The organism is Microbacterium sp. PMB16 (assembly GCF_051294855.1).
In the GTDB taxonomy this organism is placed as follows: domain Bacteria; phylum Actinomycetota; class Actinomycetes; order Actinomycetales; family Microbacteriaceae; genus Microbacterium.
This window is the reverse complement of sequence record NZ_CP145908.1, coordinates 1,539,698-1,559,052: the sequence shown is the minus strand read 5'-3', so window position 1 is coordinate 1,559,052 and position 19,355 is coordinate 1,539,698. Positions and strand designations below refer to the sequence as shown.

At 66.3% G+C, this 19,355-nt stretch carries 23 protein-coding genes; 12 read left to right on the top strand and 11 right to left on the bottom strand.

Annotated features, from left to right (window positions below):
• Positions 1-5: 5 nt before the first annotated feature.
• The 3 genes from V5D55_RS07495 (at position 6) to V5D55_RS07485 (ending at position 1,049) form a co-directional block, all read left to right on the top strand.
• Entirely contained in the window at positions 6-281 is a 276-nt protein-coding gene (locus tag V5D55_RS07495) for a helix-turn-helix domain-containing protein (protein ID WP_435749272.1), read from the top strand.
• A 145-nt stretch (positions 282-426) separates the two neighbouring features.
• Positions 427-660: a FitA-like ribbon-helix-helix domain-containing protein gene (locus V5D55_RS07490; RefSeq protein ID WP_435748768.1), complete on the top strand. Its 234-nt coding sequence runs from the start codon at positions 427-429 to the stop codon at positions 658-660.
• Entirely contained in the window at positions 657-1,049 is a 393-nt protein-coding gene (locus V5D55_RS07485; protein ID WP_435748766.1) for a type II toxin-antitoxin system VapC family toxin, read from the top strand. Before V5D55_RS07490 ends, V5D55_RS07485 begins: the two co-directional genes overlap by 4 nt.
• A gap of 24 nt (positions 1,050-1,073) precedes the next feature.
• Here the strand turns inward: V5D55_RS07485 and V5D55_RS07480 are convergent, their stop codons facing one another.
• A complete protein-coding gene (locus V5D55_RS07480) occupies positions 1,074-1,376 on the bottom strand; it encodes an ArsR/SmtB family transcription factor (protein WP_435748765.1) in 303 nt (100 codons plus the stop codon).
• Positions 1,377-1,456: 80 nt separating this feature from the next.
• Between V5D55_RS07480 and V5D55_RS07475 the strand changes: the two genes are divergently transcribed.
• Positions 1,457-2,701 carry an MFS transporter gene (locus V5D55_RS07475; RefSeq protein ID WP_435748764.1) on the top strand — a complete coding sequence of 415 codons (1,245 nt, stop codon included), beginning with the start codon at positions 1,457-1,459 and terminating at the stop codon, positions 2,699-2,701.
• Positions 2,702-2,831: 130 nt separating this feature from the next.
• Here the strand turns inward: V5D55_RS07475 and V5D55_RS07470 are convergent, their stop codons facing one another.
• Both V5D55_RS07470 and V5D55_RS07465 read right to left on the bottom strand, forming a co-directional pair.
• The gene (locus tag V5D55_RS07470) at positions 2,832-4,256 is read right to left on the bottom strand and encodes an MFS transporter (protein ID WP_435748763.1); all 1,425 of its coding nucleotides are present in this window, start codon (positions 4,254-4,256) and stop codon (positions 2,832-2,834) included.
• Positions 4,257-4,348: 92 nt separating this feature from the next.
• Positions 4,349-4,861 (bottom strand): TetR/AcrR family transcriptional regulator, encoded by a 513-nt coding sequence (locus V5D55_RS07465; RefSeq protein WP_435748762.1) that lies wholly within the window; start codon positions 4,859-4,861, stop codon positions 4,349-4,351.
• A gap of 153 nt (positions 4,862-5,014) precedes the next feature.
• On the opposite strand from V5D55_RS07465, the gene V5D55_RS07460 reads away from it, so the two are divergent.
• Positions 5,015-5,503, top strand: a complete 489-nt coding sequence (locus tag V5D55_RS07460; RefSeq protein ID WP_435748761.1) for a DUF2975 domain-containing protein — start codon at positions 5,015-5,017, stop codon at positions 5,501-5,503.
• Positions 5,503-5,724 carry a helix-turn-helix domain-containing protein gene (locus V5D55_RS07455; protein ID WP_435748760.1) on the top strand — a complete coding sequence of 74 codons (222 nt, stop codon included), beginning with the start codon at positions 5,503-5,505 and terminating at the stop codon, positions 5,722-5,724. Before V5D55_RS07460 ends, V5D55_RS07455 begins: the two co-directional genes overlap by 1 nt.
• 10 nt (positions 5,725-5,734) lie before the next feature.
• Here V5D55_RS07455 and V5D55_RS07450 read toward each other — a convergent pair whose 3' ends face one another.
• From V5D55_RS07450 to V5D55_RS07420, 7 genes are all read right to left on the bottom strand, one after another.
• Positions 5,735-6,961, bottom strand: a complete 1,227-nt coding sequence (locus tag V5D55_RS07450; protein WP_435748759.1) for a hypothetical protein — start codon at positions 6,959-6,961, stop codon at positions 5,735-5,737.
• 435 nt (positions 6,962-7,396) lie between these two features.
• Entirely contained in the window at positions 7,397-8,206 is an 810-nt protein-coding gene (gene panB / locus V5D55_RS07445; protein WP_435748758.1) for a 3-methyl-2-oxobutanoate hydroxymethyltransferase, read from the bottom strand.
• A 57-nt stretch (positions 8,207-8,263) separates the two neighbouring features.
• Positions 8,264-8,656: an aspartate 1-decarboxylase gene (panD, locus tag V5D55_RS07440; protein ID WP_435748757.1), complete on the bottom strand. Its 393-nt coding sequence runs from the start codon at positions 8,654-8,656 to the stop codon at positions 8,264-8,266.
• Positions 8,656-9,513: a pantoate--beta-alanine ligase gene (panC, locus tag V5D55_RS07435; RefSeq protein WP_435748756.1), complete on the bottom strand. Its 858-nt coding sequence runs from the start codon at positions 9,511-9,513 to the stop codon at positions 8,656-8,658. Before panC ends, panD begins: the two co-directional genes overlap by 1 nt.
• Entirely contained in the window at positions 9,510-10,235 is a 726-nt protein-coding gene (locus V5D55_RS07430; RefSeq protein ID WP_435748755.1) for a Rossmann-like and DUF2520 domain-containing protein, read from the bottom strand. The genes panC and V5D55_RS07430 overlap by 4 nt, the downstream gene beginning before the upstream one ends.
• A 404-nt stretch (positions 10,236-10,639) precedes the next feature.
• Entirely contained in the window at positions 10,640-10,825 is a 186-nt protein-coding gene (locus tag V5D55_RS07425) for a hypothetical protein (protein WP_435748754.1), read from the bottom strand.
• A gap of 119 nt (positions 10,826-10,944) precedes the next feature.
• Positions 10,945-11,406 carry a hypothetical protein gene (locus V5D55_RS07420; protein WP_435748753.1) on the bottom strand — a complete coding sequence of 154 codons (462 nt, stop codon included), beginning with the start codon at positions 11,404-11,406 and terminating at the stop codon, positions 10,945-10,947.
• Positions 11,407-11,636: 230 nt separating this feature from the next.
• Here V5D55_RS07420 and V5D55_RS07415 point away from each other — a divergent pair, with 230 nt between their 5' ends.
• From V5D55_RS07415 to V5D55_RS07405, 3 genes are all read left to right on the top strand, one after another.
• A complete protein-coding gene (locus tag V5D55_RS07415) occupies positions 11,637-12,218 on the top strand; it encodes a hypothetical protein (protein WP_435748752.1) in 582 nt (193 codons plus the stop codon).
• 2 nt (positions 12,219-12,220) lie between these two features.
• Positions 12,221-12,907 carry a hypothetical protein gene (locus tag V5D55_RS07410; RefSeq protein WP_435748751.1) on the top strand — a complete coding sequence of 229 codons (687 nt, stop codon included), beginning with the start codon at positions 12,221-12,223 and terminating at the stop codon, positions 12,905-12,907.
• A 78-nt stretch (positions 12,908-12,985) separates the two neighbouring features.
• Complete coding sequence (locus V5D55_RS07405) at positions 12,986-13,546, top strand: dihydrofolate reductase family protein (RefSeq protein ID WP_435748750.1); 561 nt, start codon at positions 12,986-12,988, stop codon at positions 13,544-13,546.
• Positions 13,547-13,596: 50 nt separating this feature from the next.
• Here V5D55_RS07405 and V5D55_RS07400 read toward each other — a convergent pair whose 3' ends face one another.
• Positions 13,597-14,193 carry an HAD family hydrolase gene (locus V5D55_RS07400; RefSeq protein ID WP_435748749.1) on the bottom strand — a complete coding sequence of 199 codons (597 nt, stop codon included), beginning with the start codon at positions 14,191-14,193 and terminating at the stop codon, positions 13,597-13,599.
• A gap of 724 nt (positions 14,194-14,917) precedes the next feature.
• On the opposite strand from V5D55_RS07400, the gene V5D55_RS07395 reads away from it, so the two are divergent.
• The 3 genes from V5D55_RS07395 (at position 14,918) to V5D55_RS07385 (ending at position 19,066) form a co-directional block, all read left to right on the top strand.
• Complete coding sequence (locus V5D55_RS07395) at positions 14,918-15,694, top strand: hypothetical protein (RefSeq protein WP_435748748.1); 777 nt, start codon at positions 14,918-14,920, stop codon at positions 15,692-15,694.
• A 404-nt stretch (positions 15,695-16,098) separates the two neighbouring features.
• The gene (locus V5D55_RS07390; protein ID WP_435748747.1) at positions 16,099-17,601 is read left to right on the top strand and encodes a SulP family inorganic anion transporter; all 1,503 of its coding nucleotides are present in this window, start codon (positions 16,099-16,101) and stop codon (positions 17,599-17,601) included.
• Positions 17,602-17,716: 115 nt separating this feature from the next.
• Positions 17,717-19,066 carry a hypothetical protein gene (locus tag V5D55_RS07385; RefSeq protein ID WP_435748746.1) on the top strand — a complete coding sequence of 450 codons (1,350 nt, stop codon included), beginning with the start codon at positions 17,717-17,719 and terminating at the stop codon, positions 19,064-19,066.
• Positions 19,067-19,355 lie beyond the last annotated feature (289 nt).

Genomic DNA, 19,355 nt, shown 5'->3' with positions numbered 1-19,355 from the left:
CCATGATGGTCCGGATGCCGCTCACCCCCGCCGAGGTCGAACGCGGCGAACGCCTCGGCGCCCTGCTGCGGAGAGCGCGCGGCGACCGTTCGATGCTGGGGGTGGCGCTGGACGCCGGCGTCTCGCCGGAGACACTGCGCAAGATCGAGTCCGGCCGCGTCGCGACGCCCGCCTTCTCGACGATCGCCGCGATCGCGGGCGTGCTCGAGATCTCGCTGGACGCCGTGTGGGCGGAGATCGGCGCGGATGCCGGAGCGCGGGCTGCGCGCATCGCCTCGTAGTTCTTCTCCACAGGAGCGGGTCTCACGCAGTTCCCCGCAGATCGCGGGTTTCCGGAGCTGGTGACTCGCAGTGTTGGGCGAGAGTGGACGCCATGCACATCTCTCCACTCTTTCCCATACCCGCCCACGCATGCATACTGTAAGCATGCCGAACGTGCTGATCCGCGACCTCGATCCCGCCGTGCACGCCGTCCTCACCGCGAGGGCCGAAGCACACGGGCAGTCGCTGCAGCAGTTCCTGACCACCGAATTGACCCGCCTGGCCGGGCAGCCGACACTCGGCGAGCTGTTCGCCGAGCTCGCCCGACGCCCCTCGCAGCCGCAGATCCCCGCGAGCGCGATCGTGTCCGCGATCCACGACGGCCGACGCGCCGGATGATCGTCGTCGACGCCTCGGTCGTCGTCGACCTGCTGACCGCAGCAGAGGGGACGACCCGACTCCATGAACGACTCGGCGGCGAGAGTCTGATCGCTCCCGACACTCTCCCGATCGAGGTCGCCTCGGCGCTGCGCGGTCTGAACCGTGGCGGCCTGCTCAGCGACGAACGGCTGAATCAGGCGGCATCCGATCTCGCCCGACTCCGCCTCGAGCTTTACGACTCGACGCCGCTCGTGCCGCGGGTGCTCGATCTGCGCCACAACCTCAGCGCCTACGACGCGGCGTACGTCGCACTGGCCGGGGTCAGCGGATGCGTCTTGCTGACCCTCGATCACCGACTCGCTCGCGCCGCGGCGGCCTCCTGCACGGTGGAGGTGCCAGCGCGGTGAGCGGCGGTGCCAGGGAGCAGTCCCCTACCGCAGTACCGAATCGAGCAGGCCCGGGAAGAGCGCGTCGAGGTCATCACGCCTCAGCGTCAGCATCCGTCGGCGTCCGTTGGGCTCGTTGCGGATCACGCCCGCCTCGCGCAGCACCTTCATGAAGTGCGACTTGGTCGACTTCGGGAGGTTCGGGTCGGTGGCGTGGCAGGCGGCCATGTCGAGCGGGCCGTCAGCAAGCTGGCGGGCGATGGCGAGGCGCTCGGGGTCGCTGAGCGCGAAGAGCACGTCCGTGAGTTGAATCTCGGAGGAATCCGGATGCGGAAGATCGCCAGGCATGGTTCGAGAATAGTTGAACTATCCGGGAATGGCGCGTACGCTCCGATAGTTCGATAAATATCGAACCCCGAAGGAGCATGATGACCACGACCCAGCCGATCACCACGCCACCGGTCGTCGAGCGAGCGAAGCGAGACGGAACGCCGGGCCCCACTGCCCGCCGCATCCGGTTCGGGTTCGTCCTGGCGATCGTCGCCCAGATCGCGATGATGATCGCGGCGAGCGCTCCCTCCCCGTTCTACCCGGTGCTCGCACAGGACATCGGCTTCGATGCGATCGTGATCGCCGCGGTGTTCGCCGTGTACGCGATCGTCCTGCTGCTGACACTCCTGACCGCCGGTTCGCTCTCCGATCACATCGGCCGCCGCCCGGTGGCGATCGTCGGCTTCCTTCTTCTCGCGGCGAGCACGTTCCTCTTCTGGCACGCGGATGCCGTCGCCCTGCTGTTCCTCGCCCGCATCCTCCAGGGCTTCGCGACCGGTCTGCTCATCTCGGCGCTGTCGGCCGCCGTGCTCGATCTGGCCCCTGGCGGACGCGCCCGCACCGCCGCTCTGTGGAACGCGCTCAGCCCCGGCATCGGCCTCGCGGTCGGCGCGCTGCTCTCGGGCGTGATCCTCGATCTGGCGGATGCTCCCCTGCTCGACGTCTTCGCGCCGCTCACGGTGACCTACGTGGTGCTCGCCGCGCTGTTCCTGCTGGCACCCGAGACGGCACCCCTCCGGCCGGGCGCCTGGGCTTCGCTGAGCTTCCGTCTGTCGATCCCCTCGGCGATCCGCGCCGACTTCTGGCGCGCGGCGCCCGCCGTGGTCGCGGGCTGGGCGACCGGTGGACTGTTCCTGTCCCTCGGCGCGAACATCGTGCACAACGAGCTTGGCGGCACCGCGCACCTGTGGCAGGGGCTCGCGCCTGCGATGCTCGCCGGTGTCGGGGCGATCACCGCGTTCGTGATGCGGCGCCGGTCGCCGCGCACCTCGGTCGTGTTCGGCACTGCGGCACTGGCCGTCGGCACCGCCCTGTCGCTCGTTGCGCTCGGCGTCGGATCGCTCCCCTTCTACCTCGCCGCGACGGCGGTCACCGGCATGGGCTTCGGCACCGCATTCTCGGGGGTCGTCGCCTCGCTCGCCCCGCGTATCCCGGCGACGCAGCGCGCCGACACCTTCGCGGTCATCTACCTGCTGGCCTACCTCGCGTTCGGCGTGCCCGCCGTGATCGCGGGTGCGCTGGTCGGCGTCGTCGGCCTTGCGGCCGTGTGCGTCGGGTACGGCGTCGTGGTGATCGCGCTGGCTGTAGTCGCACTGGTGTCGCGGGTGCGCCGGGCGGACTGACCGCCGGCGCCGACGGGCCGTCGACGCACGAATTTCGGACGATTGCAGGTTCTGCGGATGATCCTGACGGGATCGTCCGATATTCCTGCAATCGTCCGAGATTCGGAGGCGCGGATCAGCGCCAGCCCGCTCAGTCGCGCGGCCACACCGCGACGACGCCGGCTCCGACCACGGCGAGCGCGGCGGCCCCGAGGAAGAGCCAGGCGAACCCGCCGGTGAGGGCATCAGCCGCCGGGGCACCGGTCGACTCGAGTGCGTCGGTCCGCAGGCCCGCGATCGTTCCGAGCACCGCGATTCCGACCGCGCCGCCGATCTGCTGGCTGGTGTTGATGAGACCACCAGCGAGTCCGGCCTCGCCACCTTCGACACCGTCGACCGCGAGCTGCGTCGTGGCGACGAACGCGCCGCCGAGACCGATGCCGATCAGCAGCGTCGGGCCGAGGAGCTGCGTCACGAACACCGCATCCGAGGGTGCCGCCGCGATCCAGACCAGTCCACCGGCGAGCACGAGCAGCGAGACGAGCAGCACCGGGCGGGTGCCGAGGCGGGCGATCAGCGTCGGAACCGCGCCGGCGACGAGCACGAGTGCTCCGGCGAGCGGCAGCTGAGAGAGTCCGGCGGCGAGGGCGTCGTATCCGAGCACGGCCTGCGTGTACACCGACAGCGCGAAGAAGAGTGCGACCATCGCGGCGCCGCCGAGCAGCATCACGACGTTGCCGAGCGCGAGACTGCGGTTGCGGAACACCGACAGCGGCACGAGCGGTTCGGCTGCGCGGCGCTCGATCCCGAGGAAGACGGCACCCAGCACGAGTGCGGCGGCGAACAGCACGAACGGAAGCGGATGCAGGAAGCCGAGCTGCTCGACCGCGCTGAACGCTCCGACCAGAGCGACGAGTGCTGCCGTGACGGTGACTGCTCCCGCAGCATCCAGCCGACCCTGCCGACGGGCGCCGTCTCGGGTGATCAGGACGGGGATGGCGACGAGCACGATCGCGCCCACCGGCACGTTCACGAAGAACACCGACTGCCAGCCGAGGGTCGCGGTGAGCACACCGCCGAGCAGCACGCCCGCTGCGGATCCGATGCCGGCGACGCCGCCCCAGACGCCCAGCGCCGTGGTGCGCTCCTTCGCGTCGGGGAAGAGCTGCGTGAGCAGTGCGAGGGCGGCGGGTGCGAGCAGCGCCGCGGATGCTCCCTGCAGCGCACGCGCCGCGAGCAGCATCTCTGCCGACAGCGAGAGACCGGCCAGAGCGGATGCCGTGACGAACCCCGCCGTCCCGATCAGGAACACGCGGCGGTGGCCGTACCGGTCAGCTAGGCGTCCGCCAAGGAGGAGCAAGCCGCCGAACGCGAGGACGTAGGCGGTGATCACCCAGGCGAGGGCGGCGGTGTCCATCTGGAGCTGCCGCCCGAGCACGGGGAGCGCGATGTTGACGATCGAGGCATCGAGCACCACGAGGAACTGCGCGAGCGCGAGGATGCTGAGAGCGAGCCAACGGCGCCGACTCCGCGGGGCGACCTCTGAGGCGGTGGACGGGGTGGTGAGAGTGGACATGAGATTCCCTTTCGATAGATGAGTGACTACTCACTCACTCTTGTGGACAAGCGAAAGACTGAGCCGCCAGGGGCGATTCAGTCGGGTGCGATTCAGTCGGGATGACGGATGCCGCGGGTCAGCAGCGTCGCCCATTCCTCCGGGCGGCCGTCGAGCTGGGTCGTGACGATGAGGTGGCAGAGCTGGCCGAAGGCGATGAACCGCTGCACGTCTTCGTCGCTGCCGCCGGAGCGGGTCTGTGCGTAGGTCGTGACGCGGCCGAGTCCGGTCCGCAGTGCCGCGCCGATCTCGGGGATCTCGGCGACCGACTGCGCGTGCACCTGCAGCATGAGCAGCTTCCGGTCCGAGATGAGGTGCGCGTAGGCGCCGCCCATCGCGTCGAGGATCGCGTCCGGAGTCTGCTCGGCAGCAGCATCCGCCCCTTCCTCGAGAGCGACGAGGATCGCATCGAAGCAGGCGTCGAGCGCGGCGATGAACAGCGCCTCCTTGCCCGCGTAGAGCTTGAAGACGTAGGCCGGCGAGATCTTGGCCTCGCCCGCCACGTCGGCGACCGTCGTGCCGTGATACCCGCCGCGCGCGAACTCCGCGAGCGCTGCCGCGGCCACGAGGCCGGCGGGCGTCGGCCGTGGAGAGGGTGGAACTGCGGGTCGTGGACATATGAGTGACTGTACACTCACTCCTGCCGCCCACCAAGCACGATTGCAGAATCGAACGATAAACGATAGATTCCTGCTGTTCTACGATGAGAGGCGGACGCCATGAACAGAGTGACGATCTTGGTATTGCAGGTCGTGATCGCGGTGGCTCTGGTGGGCTCGGTGGCCGTGCAGGCGCTGATCGCGCCGCTGCTGTGGCTCGACCTCGGCGAAGAGGAGCTGCTGGGCAGGATCTTCCTCGTCGGCGTCGTGGTCCTCGGCGTGGGTACTCTGCAGGCGTTCGGCATCTGCGTGTGGATGCTGCTGAACAAGGTGCGGCGCGGGTCGATCTTCTCGGAGTCGTCGTTCCGCTACGTCGACGTGATCATCGGCGCGATCCTCGTGGCGGCCGTGCTCGCACTGGCGCTGGCGATCGTGCTCGCCCCCGGACAGACGGCCCCCGGGGTCGTGGGTCTCATCTGCGGAGCCGCGCTCGTGCTCGGTGGGATGGCGCTGCTGGTCGTGGTGATGAAGGCGCTGCTGCGACAGGCGATCGAGCGGGAGACCGAGGCGCAGACGCTGCGCTCCGAACTCGACAACGAGGTGATCTGATGCCCGTCGTCGTCGACATCGACGTGATGATGGCCCGGCGCAAGATGAGCGTCGGCGAGCTGGCCGAGCGCATCGGCATCACACCGACCAACCTCGCGGTGCTGAAGAACGGCCGCGCGAAGGCCGTGCGATTCACGACGCTCGACGCGCTGTGCGAGGTGCTCGACTGCCAGCCGGGGGATCTGCTGCGGTGGGAGGCGGAGGAGCCCGCCGACGCGTAGGCGGAGATGTTCACACCAACGCCATCCGTGCGATGGATCGCATCGCCGGGCTGATCACACCGAAAGCGCCCGGTTCGGACAGTACAGCGAGACGCTCACTGAGCACGTGCATCAACGACGGCTGGTGCGCCGGTGCCGTGTGCCCGAACGGCTGTCCGCCTGACGACTCGAGGTACGCCTCGAACCGATCTTGACTCGGATCGAATGCAGCCCGCCCGGCCGCGACGAGATCGGGCAGGTCAGCCAGAGTGCGCGCCGATCCGTCGGCGACCGCAAGAAAAGCCAGGGTCACATCACGCGGTTGCCCACCCCACGACCGCTGACCGCGACCGGAGTCGCGCACAGCATCGATCACGTCATCGAGTGCGTGCTCCTGCCCGAGGGCGAGCGATCGCCCCCGGTTCGTCACCATGACACGGCCTCGCAGCCGACGGACCAGCCTCGCCTCTCGAGCGACGGTCATCAATGCTGCCGACGCATCGATGCCTGAAACCTCACCAGCATCCGTCCACCGCAAAGACTCGACCACTTCAGCGAGCAGCGCGGCCGGCATCCAGCCAGCGTCGCCTTGTGCGACGCCATCGTCACCCACGCGACCGAGCAGCGCACGCAGAGCCTGGGTCGACGACTCCCTCTCCGCGCGACCGGGTGGTGTCGCGTCGAGGACCCCCGCCTCATCCAGGTGCGCGTGAAGCGCGAGACGACGCACCGCCGAGAGCGATCTGGCCAGTCGAGCGATCGGCGATGAATGACGGATGCCGCGTTCGGGCGCAGCGATGCCTGAGTCATCGAACTGGGGAACGACGGTGCCGAACCGACGGGCGAGCTCGAGGTTCACGTGTTCACGACGGAACGGCGGAGGGGCTGTCTGCCAGGCGGTGGATGCCGGCGGTTCCAGGACTTGCGAATCGACGAGCGACACTCGCGCGTCTCCCACCTCTGGGCTGAAGAGGCCCTTCACTTTCATCGTCATGCCTGGCGGGGCGCCGACGAGCTCGATCTCCTGAACCTGCGGATCCCAATAGTCGAGATCGAGGAACGTGGGCCCCTCGTCCTCAGCATCTTCGTATTCGTCGTCATCCCCCTCGACGCCGAAACTGAGTCGAAGCGCGTCGAGCACCCAATGCGCGGGAGCACGACGAGGAACCTCGATCACACGAGTGAGGTCGGGATGACCGGCGACCGACACCTCGATGCGGATGGACGGAGGGATGATCATGTGCTCGCGAAGGTTCATGCGCGCCACGTTAGGCAGGGTGACGGACTCCTCGTGACCACAAAGTCAGACCCCGTGAACAACTTCAGAATCAGCACGGCAGTGCAGAACCAGACGTCGTTTGAAGCATCAGGAGACCGACAGACAGATTTCGGATGCCGCGGTGTGAGCTGCGTGGCGCCGTGTCCGCTGGTCACTTTGTCGGCGGGATACACAGGTGGAGGTCCAGAAAACGCATTCTGGACCTGCAACTGTGAAATCGGCCTGCAGATGTGCCACCGACATGCGCGGGAAGCCCGGATGCCGACGTGTGAGCACGGGGCGGCCTCCGCTCGGCCAGTTGTCGGCACGATTCACGGATGCAGGTCCAGAAAACGCCTTCTGGACCTGCATCCGTGAAATCCGCCTGCAGATGTACCGGTTGACCCACGGAACAGGCGGATGCTGCGGCCCGGGCTACCGCCCCGCGAGCAGTTCCCGCATCCGCGCGACCTCGGCCTCCGGCATCCCGTACCCGTGCTCCGGCCCGGGGTACACGCCACCGCGCACCTCCGCCGCATACTCCGAGACCCCCGCGATCGCCGCCCCGCGCAGCTCCGCGTACCGCTTCACGAACTTCGCCACGGGGCCGTCGTATAGACCGAGCAGGTCGTGGAACACGAGCACCTGGCCGTCGGCATCCGCTCCCGCGCCGATCCCGATGACCGGGATGTCGAGGAGGGGCACCAGCGCCGCGGTGACCTCCGACAGCACGGCTTCGACGACGAGCATCGCGCAGCCGGCGCCCTGCAGGGCGAGGGCGTCGTCGATCACGGCGAGTGCGGCATCCGCGGTACGCCCCTGTGCGCGGTAGCCGCCGAGGGCGGTGGCGGTCTGCGGGGTGAGACCGACGTGACCGACCACGGGGATGCCCGCCTGCACGAGGGCCCGCGCGCGATCGACCGTCGTGCCCCCGCGTTCGATCTTGACGAGGTCGCAGCCGGCTTCTTTGACGAAGCGCTGCGCGGTCGCGATCGCGAGTTCGTCGGACGCCTCGTAGGAGCCGAACGGCAGGTCGCCGACGAGCAGGGGAACGGACAGGCCGCGCCGCACCGCGCGAGTCAGCATGAGCATCTCGTCGACCGTCACCGGGACCGTGCTGTCGTAGCCGAGCACGGTCATCGCGGCGGAGTCGCCGACGAGCACGACGTCGACGCCGGCCTCCTCGACGATCTGCGCGCTCGGGTGATCGTAGGCGGTGACCATGACGATGGGCTCGCCGGGCATCCTTCTTCGCGGCGAGGCTCGCGAGAGTGACGCGCGTGCGGGGAGCGGGCTGCGCGCTCACAGCGCAGCCTCGGTCAGCAGGCGGTCGACCGCGTCGTCGATCTGGATGATGCTGTTGGCCCGGTCGACATGCACGACGCGCGGTTCGTAGGACGCGAGGTCTTCGCGGGAGTAGTCGGCGTACGAGATGACGATGATCGTGTCGCCCGTGTGCACGAGGCGGGCGGCGGCGCCGTTGACCTGGATGACGCCGGATCCGCGCTCCCCCACGAGCGTGTAGGTCTCGAAGCGGGCGCCGTTGTCGACGTCGACGACGTGCACCTGCTCGTGCGGGAGGATGTCGGCGGCCTCGAGCAGGATGGGGTCGATGGTGATCGAGCCGACGTAGTGGAGGTCGCTGGCGGTGATGGTCGCGCGGTGGATCTTCGACTTCAGCATGGTGCGTCGCATCAGGAATCCTTCGGTGCAGAGAGGAGGTGGTTGTCGATCAGCCTCGCGGCGCCCACGCGGGCTGCGACGGCGAGGAGCGCGTCGCCCTCGACGTGCCTGACGGACTGTAGGATCTCGGCGTCGCGCAGCTCGAGATACTCGGGTTCGATTCCGGCGTCCTCGAGCACGCGGCGCGCGGCCGAGAGGATACTGTCGCCGTCCCGCTCCCCCGCTTCGTGAACGGATGCCGCGGCGTCGAGCGCGCGGTTCAGGGCGGTCGCTTGCGCGCGAGCATCCGGATCGAGGTAGACGTTCCGCGAGCTCATGGCGAGCCCGTCGGCCTCACGGACGATGGGGCAGGCCTCGATGCCCACGTCGAGGTCGAGGTCGCGCACGACCCGGCGGACGACGAGCACCTGTTGTGCATCCTTCTGTCCGAAGTAGGCGACGTCGGGTCGGACGATGCCGAACAACTTCGTGACGACGGTCGCGACGCCGTCGAAGTGGAACGCGCCTCGGCTCGCACCATCGAGCACATCGGTGATGCCCGTCACGTGGATGCTCGTCGCGAAGCCGTCGGGATAGATCTCGGATGCCGCGGGCGCGAAGAGGATGTCGACGCCCGCGGCCGCGGCGAGCTCCGCGTCGCGCGCCTCGTCACGCGGGTAGGCGCCGAGGTCTTCGTTCGCACCGAACTGGGTCGGATTGACGAACAGCGAGACGACGACGAGGTCGTTCTGCTCGCGGGCCCGGCGCATGAGGGAGAGGTGTCCCTCATGAAAGGCGCCCATCGTGGGGACGAGCCCGACGGTCTTGCTGTCGAGACGGGCGTCGCCGACGGCGGCGCGGACTTCGGGGATCGTACGGAGGATCTTCATGCCTGCTCACCCTTGGCGGCGAGCGCGCGGGTCGCGTCGGCGAGGGCGTCGAAGAGGTCAGCGTAGTCTCCGGATGCTGCGCGCTGCCGCGCCACTGTCGCCTCGTCGCCGCGGGCGATGGGCCCGGTGAGGGCACTCGCGGCGCCGGACGCCTCCCAGTTGTCGACCGTCTGACGCACGAGCGGGCCGAGGTGGGCGCGGTCGACACCGACGGTGCCCGCGAGCTGCTCGGCCGCGTCGAGCACGGTGAGCACGAAGTTCGAGGCGAAGGATGCCGCCGCGTGATAGGTCGCGCGGTGGTCGTCGTCCACCGCGAACGGACGGGCGCCGAGGGCCCGGGCGAGCTGGTCGGCGACGGCGAGCGCCTCCTCCGTGCGCCCCGCGATCGCCGCACCGATGCCGTCGAAGACGGCGGGGGTCTCGGATCCGGTGAAGGTCTGCAGCGGATGGATGCTGAAGTCGACGTCGTCGAGCGACGTCGCACCGGAGACGTGCCCGACCCAGCGCACATGCGGACGCGCGACGAACGCGACCGCCGGGATCGCAGCATCCGGTACGCACAGCAGCGCGATGTCAGCCGACGGCATCGATTGGTCCCGGCTGAGCGGTCCGAGCACCGAGAAGCCCACGGCCCGAAGTGCCCGCGCGAGAACGCCGCCGAGACGTCCGGCACCGATTACGGCGATGGTCGTCTCAGACGCGAGGAGGGAGGAGTTCTGCATGTCGATTCCCGGGCTGGAGTGGGAAGCCCGAATGCCAAGAGTATCCGCCCGACGCAGCATCGGGTCCAAATCTGGGATCAAAACGCACTCCCGTACTTGCTCTTAGCGCGCATGCAGCGCACTTCCATGCGTTTTTGATTTGCATATCGCTCCGGCCGCGATCTGGCCAGTCCGGCCCGCGGCAAGGAGAAACGCGCTTCGCGAGGACGGATGCCGCGCAAGCGGCCTTGCGAAGCGCACACTCCCTTCCGAAGCGCAGGCCGGTCTTCCGGACCCCCGCGACGGGTCCGGAAGAACGCCGAGACGGCGTTCGATGCGGTCGGGCTGCCGATCCTCATCGGGAGCACCAGGTACCGGGCGAATGTGTACCGGTTCTACAGCACGATGTTGCGGCGGTAGCGGTTTCAGCCCCCCAGGGTACCGATCGGGATGACGTGGATTCCGTCGGGTCGCGTGTACGCGTATTGTCCTCCGGTGATCACCGCCATCGCCACGGGTGCGGAGGTGCGCGCGAGGTCGAGGTTGGCGACGAAGCGCCCCAGCGATTCGGCTGCTTCGTCCTCACGTGACGCGGCGAGTTTCACTTCCATGGCGATCCACGATCCATCTGGCAGTTCGACGATCGCGTCGACTTCGCGTCCTCTAAAGAGGAAAAAGTCGACGATCTAAAGAGGAAAAAGCCGAGCGCTGGTCTAGCGTCAGACCCTCGTCAGATGCTGTCCACGACGTCGATGATCCCGAAGGGGAAGGGGCTGAAAACGGAGGTGGTGCCTGCCAGGAAGTCTTCGATCGGAATCATGCGGAACCACACCTGAGAGATCACGATCGCGGCGATCACGAGCACAGCGATGCCGAATGCTGCGCGGTCGAGGGTCCGTATCGCCGCGGTTTCGTCAGCCGCCTTCATCACACGTCCGAGCGCGAGCAGCACGATCAGCGCGATGGCGACGTAGACCAGGAAGCTGGGCTTGAGGTTCAGCGTCGCGCATCGGGCGTCTCCGCCTCCGTCCGCGCCGCCGACGCAGAGACCTCTGCTGCCGGTCAGCATCCAGGAGTACACCAGCGCCGCGAACGCCGACAGGAGCAGGACGCGGCGGATCCGTCCGACCACGGCTGCGCCGGCGAAGCCAGCGCCGATGGCGGCGTGCTGCGGGGTGAGAGTAGTGGACATGGCGGCCTCCTCGGACCTCGTCCTGCTCATCCTGGCGCAGCATCCGTCCCCGCGAAAGGGGACTGTCATGGAATGAGGTGACACCGGTCACCCATTCTCATGACACGGGGGCACTGGGCACGCGGCCGATGATGGAGTGCGATGGAAGGATGTCCACTCAGCAGATGTCCATCGCTCATGTCGAGCCCGTGCGCTTCTGACGGAAGCCCTTCCGGGTAGTGGGTGAGAACATGCGCGTCTACCTCATCCTCAACGCGGCCGCCTACGGGTTGGCTCTCCTCGGCTTCGTCGTCGGGATGATCTTCCCCGATCTCGTCGCCGCCGAAGCGGCAGGGCTGGAGGAGGACGGAACCGGCGAGCTGGTGCGCTGGCTCGTCAACACGCCTCCGCTGTTCGCCCTGACGATCCTCGGTGTGAATCTCTTCCGCCTGAGCGCCCTGACCATCGTGCTGCCGTCGCTGATCGTGCCGTTCGCGGGACTCGCATTCTTCGGATACTGGTCAGTGACCACGGGGATCACTCTCGTCCCGAGTTCGGACACGGGCTGGGTCGCGCTCATCCCGCACTCGCTGACCTTCCTCATCGAGCTGCAGGCCTACGTGCTGTTCCTGCTGGGAGCTTTCCTGATCGGCAAGTACTGGCTCTTCCCGCGCACGGCGGGGGCGAAGAACCGGCGGCAAGGGTATCTGCGGGGCCTCCGGCAGCTGGGCCTGCTCGCGCTTCCGGCGCTCGTGCTGCTCATCATCGGAGCCGTCTGGGAGGCGTATTCACTGCGCTACCTGGTGCATCCGCTCGCCGAATTGCTGCTCTGACGATGCCAATGTTCGATGAAGACGATGTCGACGCGCTCGGCATGCTCGGCGATGCCGACGACGGCACGATGCCCCGCCGCCAGAAGCGCGGAGACGGGAGTCCGCTCAAGCCTTTCCGCTGGTGGCATCTGGTGTCCGGTCGAAAGCTGTTCTCACTGGCGGTCCCCCGGCCGGGCGGTCCGGATGCGATCTACGCGGTGGATGTACGGTCTCACGACGACGGTGATCCTCGTGCTCATCTCTATTGCGACGGGGCGCAGGCCCTGGTGTCGAAGCTGCCGGCGAAATTCTCGGTAGAGGGCGGCGTGATCGAAGTGCGGGCAGGGTCGTACGGTCTCCGGCGGATGCACTACGTCACGCCTGACCGATCCGAGCGCCGTCTCACCCCGCATCCGAGATCGGCGATCGGCCGCCGTCTGCGACTCGAGCAGACGCATCCGGTCGCGAGCCGGTGGATCGCCGCCACCGCGATCGTCGTCCTGGTCGTCGGCGTGGGGGTGAACGTGCCGCAACTCGTGCAGGTGATCTCCGAGATCCCACCCATCGCGGAGCGCTTCGGCACGTTCGTCTCCCCGATCCATCTCCCCCCGTGGCTCAACATCACCCTCGGCACCGGCGCGGCGCTGGCCAGCATGGAGCGCGGCCTGCGCCTCCGCTACCACTGGATGCTCGACGGCCTCGGGAATTGAGCGACCGGCGTACTGCTCGCGGTCAGGTGTCTGGTACCGTCCGGGAGAGTCCGCTGCGCATCAAGGGAGAACGACGAGATGAGACCACTGCGGTATGCGATCAACGTGACGCTCGACGGGTGCGTGCATCACGAGGCGGGACTCACGCCCGACGAGGAGTTCATGGACTTCTGGACCGCCGAGATGGATCGGTCCGATGCCGAGCTGTACGGCCGGGTGACCTACGAGATGATGGAATCGGCGTGGCGGCGGCCGGAGGATGGCGTGTGGCCCGACTGGATGGATGAGTCAGAGGTCCGGTTCGCCGAGCGCATCGATCGGGCGAAGAAGTACGTCGTGTCGAGCACGCTCGCCGAGGTCGACTGGAACGCCGAGCTCGTGCAGGGTGATTTGAGCGACGCGGTTCGCAGGCTGAAGCAGGAACCGGGCAAGGGTCTCTCCGTCGGTGGTGTGACGCTCACCCTCGCACTCGCCGATCTCGGCCTGATCGACGAGTACACGTTCGCCGTGCATCCGGTGGTTGCGGGGCACGGGCCGCGACTGTTCGACGGGTTGCGCGAGCGGATCGAGCTCGAGCTCGTCGAGCGACAGGAGTTCCGGTCGGGGGTGGTGGTGCAGAGGTATCGGCCACGGGTTTAGCCCGGTCGTTGGGCCGGTCGTTGAGCGAGCGAAGCGACGAACCGCGCCCCTCAGATTTCGATGCCGGCCGCGCGCAGCGCAGCCCGGAGGCCATCAGCTGACGTGAAGTGATGCGTCGGCATCCCCAGCTCTTGTGCTCCCGTGAGCTTCGCGGCGGAGTCATCGGTGAAGAACACCTCGGATGCCGCGAGCTCGAGAACTTCGAGCACGTGCTCGAACGCACGGACGTCGGGCTTCGCCCAGCCGATCTCCGCGGAGTTGAAGACCGCTTCGAAACGATGGTGGAGCCCGAGCTCGGTGGCCTCCGCTTGGATGGTGTCTGTGCCGTTCGTGAGGATGGCGGTGCGGATGTCCGCGGCGCGAAGCTCGTCGACGACGGCGAGCACCTGTTGGTCGAGGTCGGAGGGCTGACGCCCCCATTGCTCAGCCGCGTCGGCGGAACCAAGGAGTTCACCGACCCGGGCAACCCATTCGCGACGCAAGATGACGCCGGTCGTCACCTGAGCGAGCACGTCGGGCTCGAAGGCGACCGCGGTAATGGTTCCCGGATCGAAGCCATACCGGTGCTCGACCTGCGAGGTGTACTCGGAGTCGAAGTGACGGATCACACCGTCGAGGTCGAACAGCACCGCGCGGATGGAAAGCATGAAACCACGATAGGCGCGTCCGGTCGGTCGCGATCGATGTCGCGACTTCATGTATCAGGAGCCCGCGAAAACAGTCCTGCTACATGGAGCAGTTGGCGACCGGATCGAGGCATCGCTCCTTCCGATATATCGGAACTGTTCATCCGTCTTCGGGCGACGAAAAGTCATCGTCGTCTGGATCGCGGAACGCGTCCGCTCCGAAACGAACTCCCACCGCTCGGCTTCAGCCTTCGCTCTCGACCGCCCCTCCTTGCCTCGCACAGCGTGCACTTCTCTGGTCTCGTACTGAACGTCGTCATCCGACATGAGCGGTCCCCGTGTGCGCGCCGCCGAGCCTCATGCTCGGTCGCTTTTGACACTAGGGGCGCGGATTTGGGCGAGGTTGCCCGTGCATCCGGTCATCGCCGGGCAGCACCTCTGGGCGCGGCTCGAGCTCTGCACGAACGGCAACGGATGCCTGGCGGGGCAGCAGCATACCGGTGTACTCGTGCGCGGCCTCGGTGTGTCCCCGTCGTTGTGCCGTTGGACCCTGTCTACCGTGTCCCGGCAGCGAGCTTCTTTCTCGCTGACGGCACCAATACGGAGGTTGATGAAAATGCGTCGAATGTCTGGACGATCTTGGGTATCTGGGGGTACGGCAACTGTTCTGGTAGCCACAGCGTTCGTGGGAGCTTCTGCCCTACCCGCGTCAGCGGACGATGGAAGCGGGGCCGATGACCTAACCGTGGATACGTCATCGCTGACGATCACGGTGGAATCGAGTGATATCAGTCTCCAGTTGCCCGGCGAGCCGACGACAACAGCGGTGGATACATCGCTCGTGTCGGACGACCTGTTCTCTGGGCAGGGTGCTGCGTTGCTGAATACCACCATGGATTCTGCTGTGCTTAGCAGTTTCGCCGCCGATGACGGTGTGCAAACCCTCATTCAGATCGCGGGTGCGGACGCGCCGACTGAGTATCGGTTCCCGTTGGACCTTCCCGAGGGCGGACAAGCCGCGCTCTTCGATGACGGTGCGGTGATCGTCTCGGATGCGTCGGGGACCGCCGTTAGCGGTTTCCGTGCCCCGTGGGCTGTCGACGCAAACGGTACACCGGTTCAGACATCGTTCCGTATCGATAGAAATGAACTCGTTCAGGTGGTCGATTTCACTGTGGACACGGCGTTCCCGGTAACGGCGGACCCTGACCTGGGTACGGAATGGTGGGGCTACTACGTGCAGCTCACCCGCACCGAGACCAAGCGGGTGGCCACGATCGTCGCGAACAACCAGGGACCCGTCGTGCTCGCTGGTGTTCTCTGTGGCGCGCTACCCGCGCCCCCCGCTGTCGTTGGGTGCGGAGCCGCGATCGCGGCTGCGTACTTCAAGATCATCGACCCCATCAACAGGGCAAACAACGCGGGGAAGTGTGCCGCGATCAACTACCCGTGGATCGCCATCTCCAGCCCACCGGTGGGTTGGACATCGATTAACGTTACGACTGTCAACTGCCGGAGGTAACTGTGTCGAAACAACTTTCCAGAGCCCTGATCGCGGTCCCGTTCGCGTTGTTCCTGTTGTTGGCACCCTTGATCTCCGGGCTGCCCATCACCTGGTGGAACGTTGTCGCTGCGGTCTTGTTTGTCATTGTTTTCTACGTCAGCCAGTCCTATTACGACAGGCGTCGCGAGCGGAAGAGTACGACCGACAGCGCCTCCTAACAGTTCGCAGAGTCGGACGAACACGCACCGCCGTTTAGGGTGCCGGCCTAGCCAGAAGGTCGGCACCCTCAGTGGGTCTCTCGCCACCCGGCCGTCGCCAGCCCGCATCGTGCAGACGCTGAGCCTGAAGTCTGCCGTCTTCAGCATCCGCTCTACGCTGGAACGTCTGCCCCACCTCTCGGGGCGCCCTTCCCTGGAGCATCCATGTCTGCAATGACGGTCGACGATCGTGCCCGCTATCGGGCGAATCCCACGGTGCTTCAGGCGCTGAAGAATCCGCGAATGCTGACCCGCGAGGTACTGGCCGGACTCGTCGTCGGGCTGGCGCTGATCCCTGAGGCGATCGCGTTCTCGGTGATCGCCGGGGTCGACCCGAAGGTGGGGCTGTTCTCGTCGTTCATCATGGCGGTATCGATCGCGTTCCTCGGCGGACGTCCGGCGATGGTGACCGCGGCGACCGGAGCCGTGGCGCTGGTGATCGCCCCGGTCGCGCCGACGTACGGGTTGGACTACTTCATCGCGACGGTGATCCTCGCGGGGGTGTTCCAGGTGATCCTCGGGGTGCTCGGTGTCGCGAAGCTGATGCGGTTCATCCCCCGGAGCGTCATGGTCGGGTTCGTGAACGCGTTGGCGATCTTCGTGTTCAGCTCGCAGTTCCCGCAGCTGGTCGATGTGCCGTGGCTGGTGTATCCGCTGGTGGCGCTCGGGATCATCGTGATGATCGTGATGCCGAAGATCACCAAGATCGTGCCGGCTCCGCTCGTGTCGGTCGTGATCGTGACGGGCGTCGTGCTGGCGTTCGCGATCACCGTGCCGACCGTCGGCGATCAGGGCGAGCTGCCTCGCAGCCTTCCGGAGCTGTTCATCCCGAACGTGCCGCTGACGTGGGAGACATTCACGATCATCGCGCCGTTCGCGCTCGGGGTCGCGGTGGTCGGACTGCTGGAGTCGCTGCTCACCGCGAAGCTCGTCGACGAGATCACCGACACCCACTCCCGCAAGGGTCGCGAGGCGTGGGCGCAGGGAGTGTCGAACGTGCTGTCGGGAATCTTCGGCGGCATGGGCGGCTGCGCCGTGATCGGTCAGACGATGATCAACGTGAAGGCGTCAGGGGCGCGCACCCGCATCTCGACGTTCTGCGCCGGGGTGTTCCTGTTCCTGCTGGTGGTCGTGTTCGGCGACTTCGTCGGGACGATCCCGATGGCAGCGCTGGTCGCCGTGATGATCATGGTCGCAATCGGAGCGTTCGACTGGCACAGCGTGCGTCCGTCGACATTGAAGCGGATGCCGAAGAGCGAGACCTTCGTGATGGTTTCTACTGTCTTGCTGGTCTTGGTCACCCACAATCTGGCTGTCGGGGTTGTCGGTGGGGTGCTGGTCGCGTCGGTGCTGTTCGTGCGGCGGGTGGCGCACTTCGTGACGGTTACTCGTTCTCTGTCGGCATCGGGGGATGCTGCGACGTATGTCGTGGAGGGGGAACTGTTCTTCGCATCGAGCAATGATCTGACGACGTTGTTCTCGTACTCTTCAGATCCGTCTCGGGTCGTCATCGATCTGTCGGGGTCGCATGTGTGGGATGCGTCGACCGTGGCCGCGTTGGATGCGATTGAGACGAAGTACGTGGCGTTGGGGAAGACGGTGGAGATCGTCGGGATGAACGAGAGCAGTCAGCGGATGCGAGGGCGGTTGAGCGGCGGGTTCGAGTAGCTGACCTGGCAGGAGCGCAGCTGCCGCCGACCAGCACCTGGCGCGCCGAGGCGAGTCCACCGTGTCGTACAAACATTCTTCACGGGTTGGCGACGCGCGCCGCTAACATGCCGTTGTGACCGAGATCGTTGTTCATCCCGTATCGGGCGAGATTGAGTTCGAAGCATTGATACGGCGTAGCCGTGCTCAGACGAAATTTACGTTCGCTGTGAAAGCGAAAGTAGCAGGGTTCTCTGGCCGGCAGCTTTGTCTCATAACTGTTCCGGACGGCGAAGTCGATAGGTCGGACTACTTTCTTGAGACTGCTGATTGGCCTACCGTGGCCGTGGCTGTGGCTGTGGCTACGACGCGCGGTCCGATCACAACAATCGACTCGCAGGTGACTCTGGACCCGATCGTCAGCTTCGACGAACCAATCGAAATCTCGACGCTGCTCGAGGCCGTAGCCCTCACGGTGGTTCAAAGACACGCTATATCGTATGGAGCTGAATATGGCCGAAAGTTGCCGCCGGCGACATCTCGCCACCTTCTCGAGGCAGTGCTGTCTGCTGCAGGGACTCAAAGGGCGGACGTAGAGACCCTTCTATCCCAGCTGCACGGCGGCGTCATTGTGACGGGTACTGCCGGTTCGGCCTTGGCAGAGCAACGCGACGCGGTAATGCTTGCCGCGGAGATCTTCGATTCTGATGAGGTCCGTCCCGCGCTCCGATTCTATGAATCGCCTTCCGACTCGTCGGCACCGTTCCTCGCCGGTCTCCGCAATACGACTCATCAGCTAGAAGATGTCGTCGTGGCAAGCGACGCAAGAAACTTCTTGGGGTGGGCCACAGCCGAGGAGGTGCACGCGTCTGCGATGACCTTCCAGGATGATGGACGGGTCCTGACGATCGTGAATGCCAACAAGGCTCCCCTCGAGAGGCTCACGGGGGCCGATCTCATCTATTACAACCATGGACTCGGCTCCTACGTTTTCGTGCAGTACAAGATGATGAACAGGTCATCCGATCGATGGATCTATCGCCCAGACGAGCAGTTTGCGGCTGAACGTGCGCGTCTTCGGCAGATCCAGGACGCGCACGCTTCTTTGCGCCCGGCCGTACTTGATGTCGAGTCATATCGGCTGAGTGAGGCGGTCACCTACTTCAAGTTCTGCAAACGAAACGCGGTATTCGATTCATCCGACTCCCGAATGATGCCCGGGTACTACGTTGCAGATGAGTACCTTGGCCTTCATCTCTCTCGCTTTCCCGGGATACACGGCGGCCAGCAGGTCACCGACGAGGAACTGTCGTCCCGCGCGCTCCATGGCTCAGGTTTCGCCAGACTTGTTGCTGCCGGGCTCATCGGCACGAGGGTATCGACGTCGGCGGAGATAACGCGAGTCATCCAGGCATCACTCGCCGGTGACCGCTCGGTCGTCTTCGCGATGGAGACTTCGAGGAGACCGGTGACCGGACCAGAGTGAACTCGCAGCACATTTTCTTTTCACCAAGAGCGCGCCGGCGACGTCTTAGGGTCAACCCGTTGAGAGCTGCAATATCCGTTGATGCGGCCCCCCTCTTCGCGTCGCGCGGTGATCCGAGGCCGTTTGTTCAGGCCAACGATCCCGAGCGCGCGGTGATCGACGAGTCAGACCGCACGCGTCTGCCGTCGCCGCATGGGGGTGCGAATGAAAGCATCCGTAGCGCAGCGAAAGACGGTGAAGGTCTCCGAAATACTCCGCAGACAGTGGTGATTCCTGGTGCGGCGGCGTA

Excerpts from the sequence above, each read along its gene's own strand:
- V5D55_RS07495 (WP_435749272.1), top strand. The coding sequence starts at position 6 with ATGGTCCGGATGCCGCTCACCCCCGCCGAGGTCGAACGCGGCGAACGC.
- V5D55_RS07455 (WP_435748760.1), top strand. The coding sequence starts at position 5,503 with ATGCCCGTCGTCGTCGACATCGACGTGATGATGGCCCGGCGCAAGATG.
- V5D55_RS07485 (WP_435748766.1), top strand. The coding sequence starts at position 657 with ATGATCGTCGTCGACGCCTCGGTCGTCGTCGACCTGCTGACCGCAGCA.
- V5D55_RS07420 (WP_435748753.1), bottom strand. The coding sequence starts at position 11,406 with ATGTCCACTACTCTCACCCCGCAGCACGCCGCCATCGGCGCTGGCTTC.
- V5D55_RS07415 (WP_435748752.1), top strand. The coding sequence starts at position 11,637 with ATGCGCGTCTACCTCATCCTCAACGCGGCCGCCTACGGGTTGGCTCTC.
- V5D55_RS07480 (WP_435748765.1), bottom strand. The coding sequence starts at position 1,376 with ATGCCTGGCGATCTTCCGCATCCGGATTCCTCCGAGATTCAACTCACG.
- V5D55_RS07410 (WP_435748751.1), top strand. The coding sequence starts at position 12,221 with ATGCCAATGTTCGATGAAGACGATGTCGACGCGCTCGGCATGCTCGGC.
- V5D55_RS07425 (WP_435748754.1), bottom strand. The coding sequence starts at position 10,825 with ATGGAAGTGAAACTCGCCGCGTCACGTGAGGACGAAGCAGCCGAATCG.
- V5D55_RS07450 (WP_435748759.1), bottom strand. The coding sequence starts at position 6,961 with ATGAACCTTCGCGAGCACATGATCATCCCTCCGTCCATCCGCATCGAG.
- V5D55_RS07400 (WP_435748749.1), bottom strand. The coding sequence starts at position 14,193 with ATGCTTTCCATCCGCGCGGTGCTGTTCGACCTCGACGGTGTGATCCGT.
- panD (WP_435748757.1), bottom strand. The coding sequence starts at position 8,656 with ATGCGACGCACCATGCTGAAGTCGAAGATCCACCGCGCGACCATCACC.
- V5D55_RS07490 (WP_435748768.1), top strand. The coding sequence starts at position 427 with ATGCCGAACGTGCTGATCCGCGACCTCGATCCCGCCGTGCACGCCGTC.
- panC (WP_435748756.1), bottom strand. The coding sequence starts at position 9,513 with ATGAAGATCCTCCGTACGATCCCCGAAGTCCGCGCCGCCGTCGGCGAC.
- V5D55_RS07475 (WP_435748764.1), top strand. The coding sequence starts at position 1,457 with ATGACCACGACCCAGCCGATCACCACGCCACCGGTCGTCGAGCGAGCG.
- panB (WP_435748758.1), bottom strand. The coding sequence starts at position 8,206 with ATGCCCGGCGAGCCCATCGTCATGGTCACCGCCTACGATCACCCGAGC.
- V5D55_RS07390 (WP_435748747.1), top strand. The coding sequence starts at position 16,099 with ATGTCTGCAATGACGGTCGACGATCGTGCCCGCTATCGGGCGAATCCC.
- V5D55_RS07460 (WP_435748761.1), top strand. The coding sequence starts at position 5,015 with ATGAACAGAGTGACGATCTTGGTATTGCAGGTCGTGATCGCGGTGGCT.
- V5D55_RS07430 (WP_435748755.1), bottom strand. The coding sequence starts at position 10,235 with ATGCAGAACTCCTCCCTCCTCGCGTCTGAGACGACCATCGCCGTAATC.
- V5D55_RS07470 (WP_435748763.1), bottom strand. The coding sequence starts at position 4,256 with ATGTCCACTCTCACCACCCCGTCCACCGCCTCAGAGGTCGCCCCGCGG.
- V5D55_RS07405 (WP_435748750.1), top strand. The coding sequence starts at position 12,986 with ATGAGACCACTGCGGTATGCGATCAACGTGACGCTCGACGGGTGCGTG.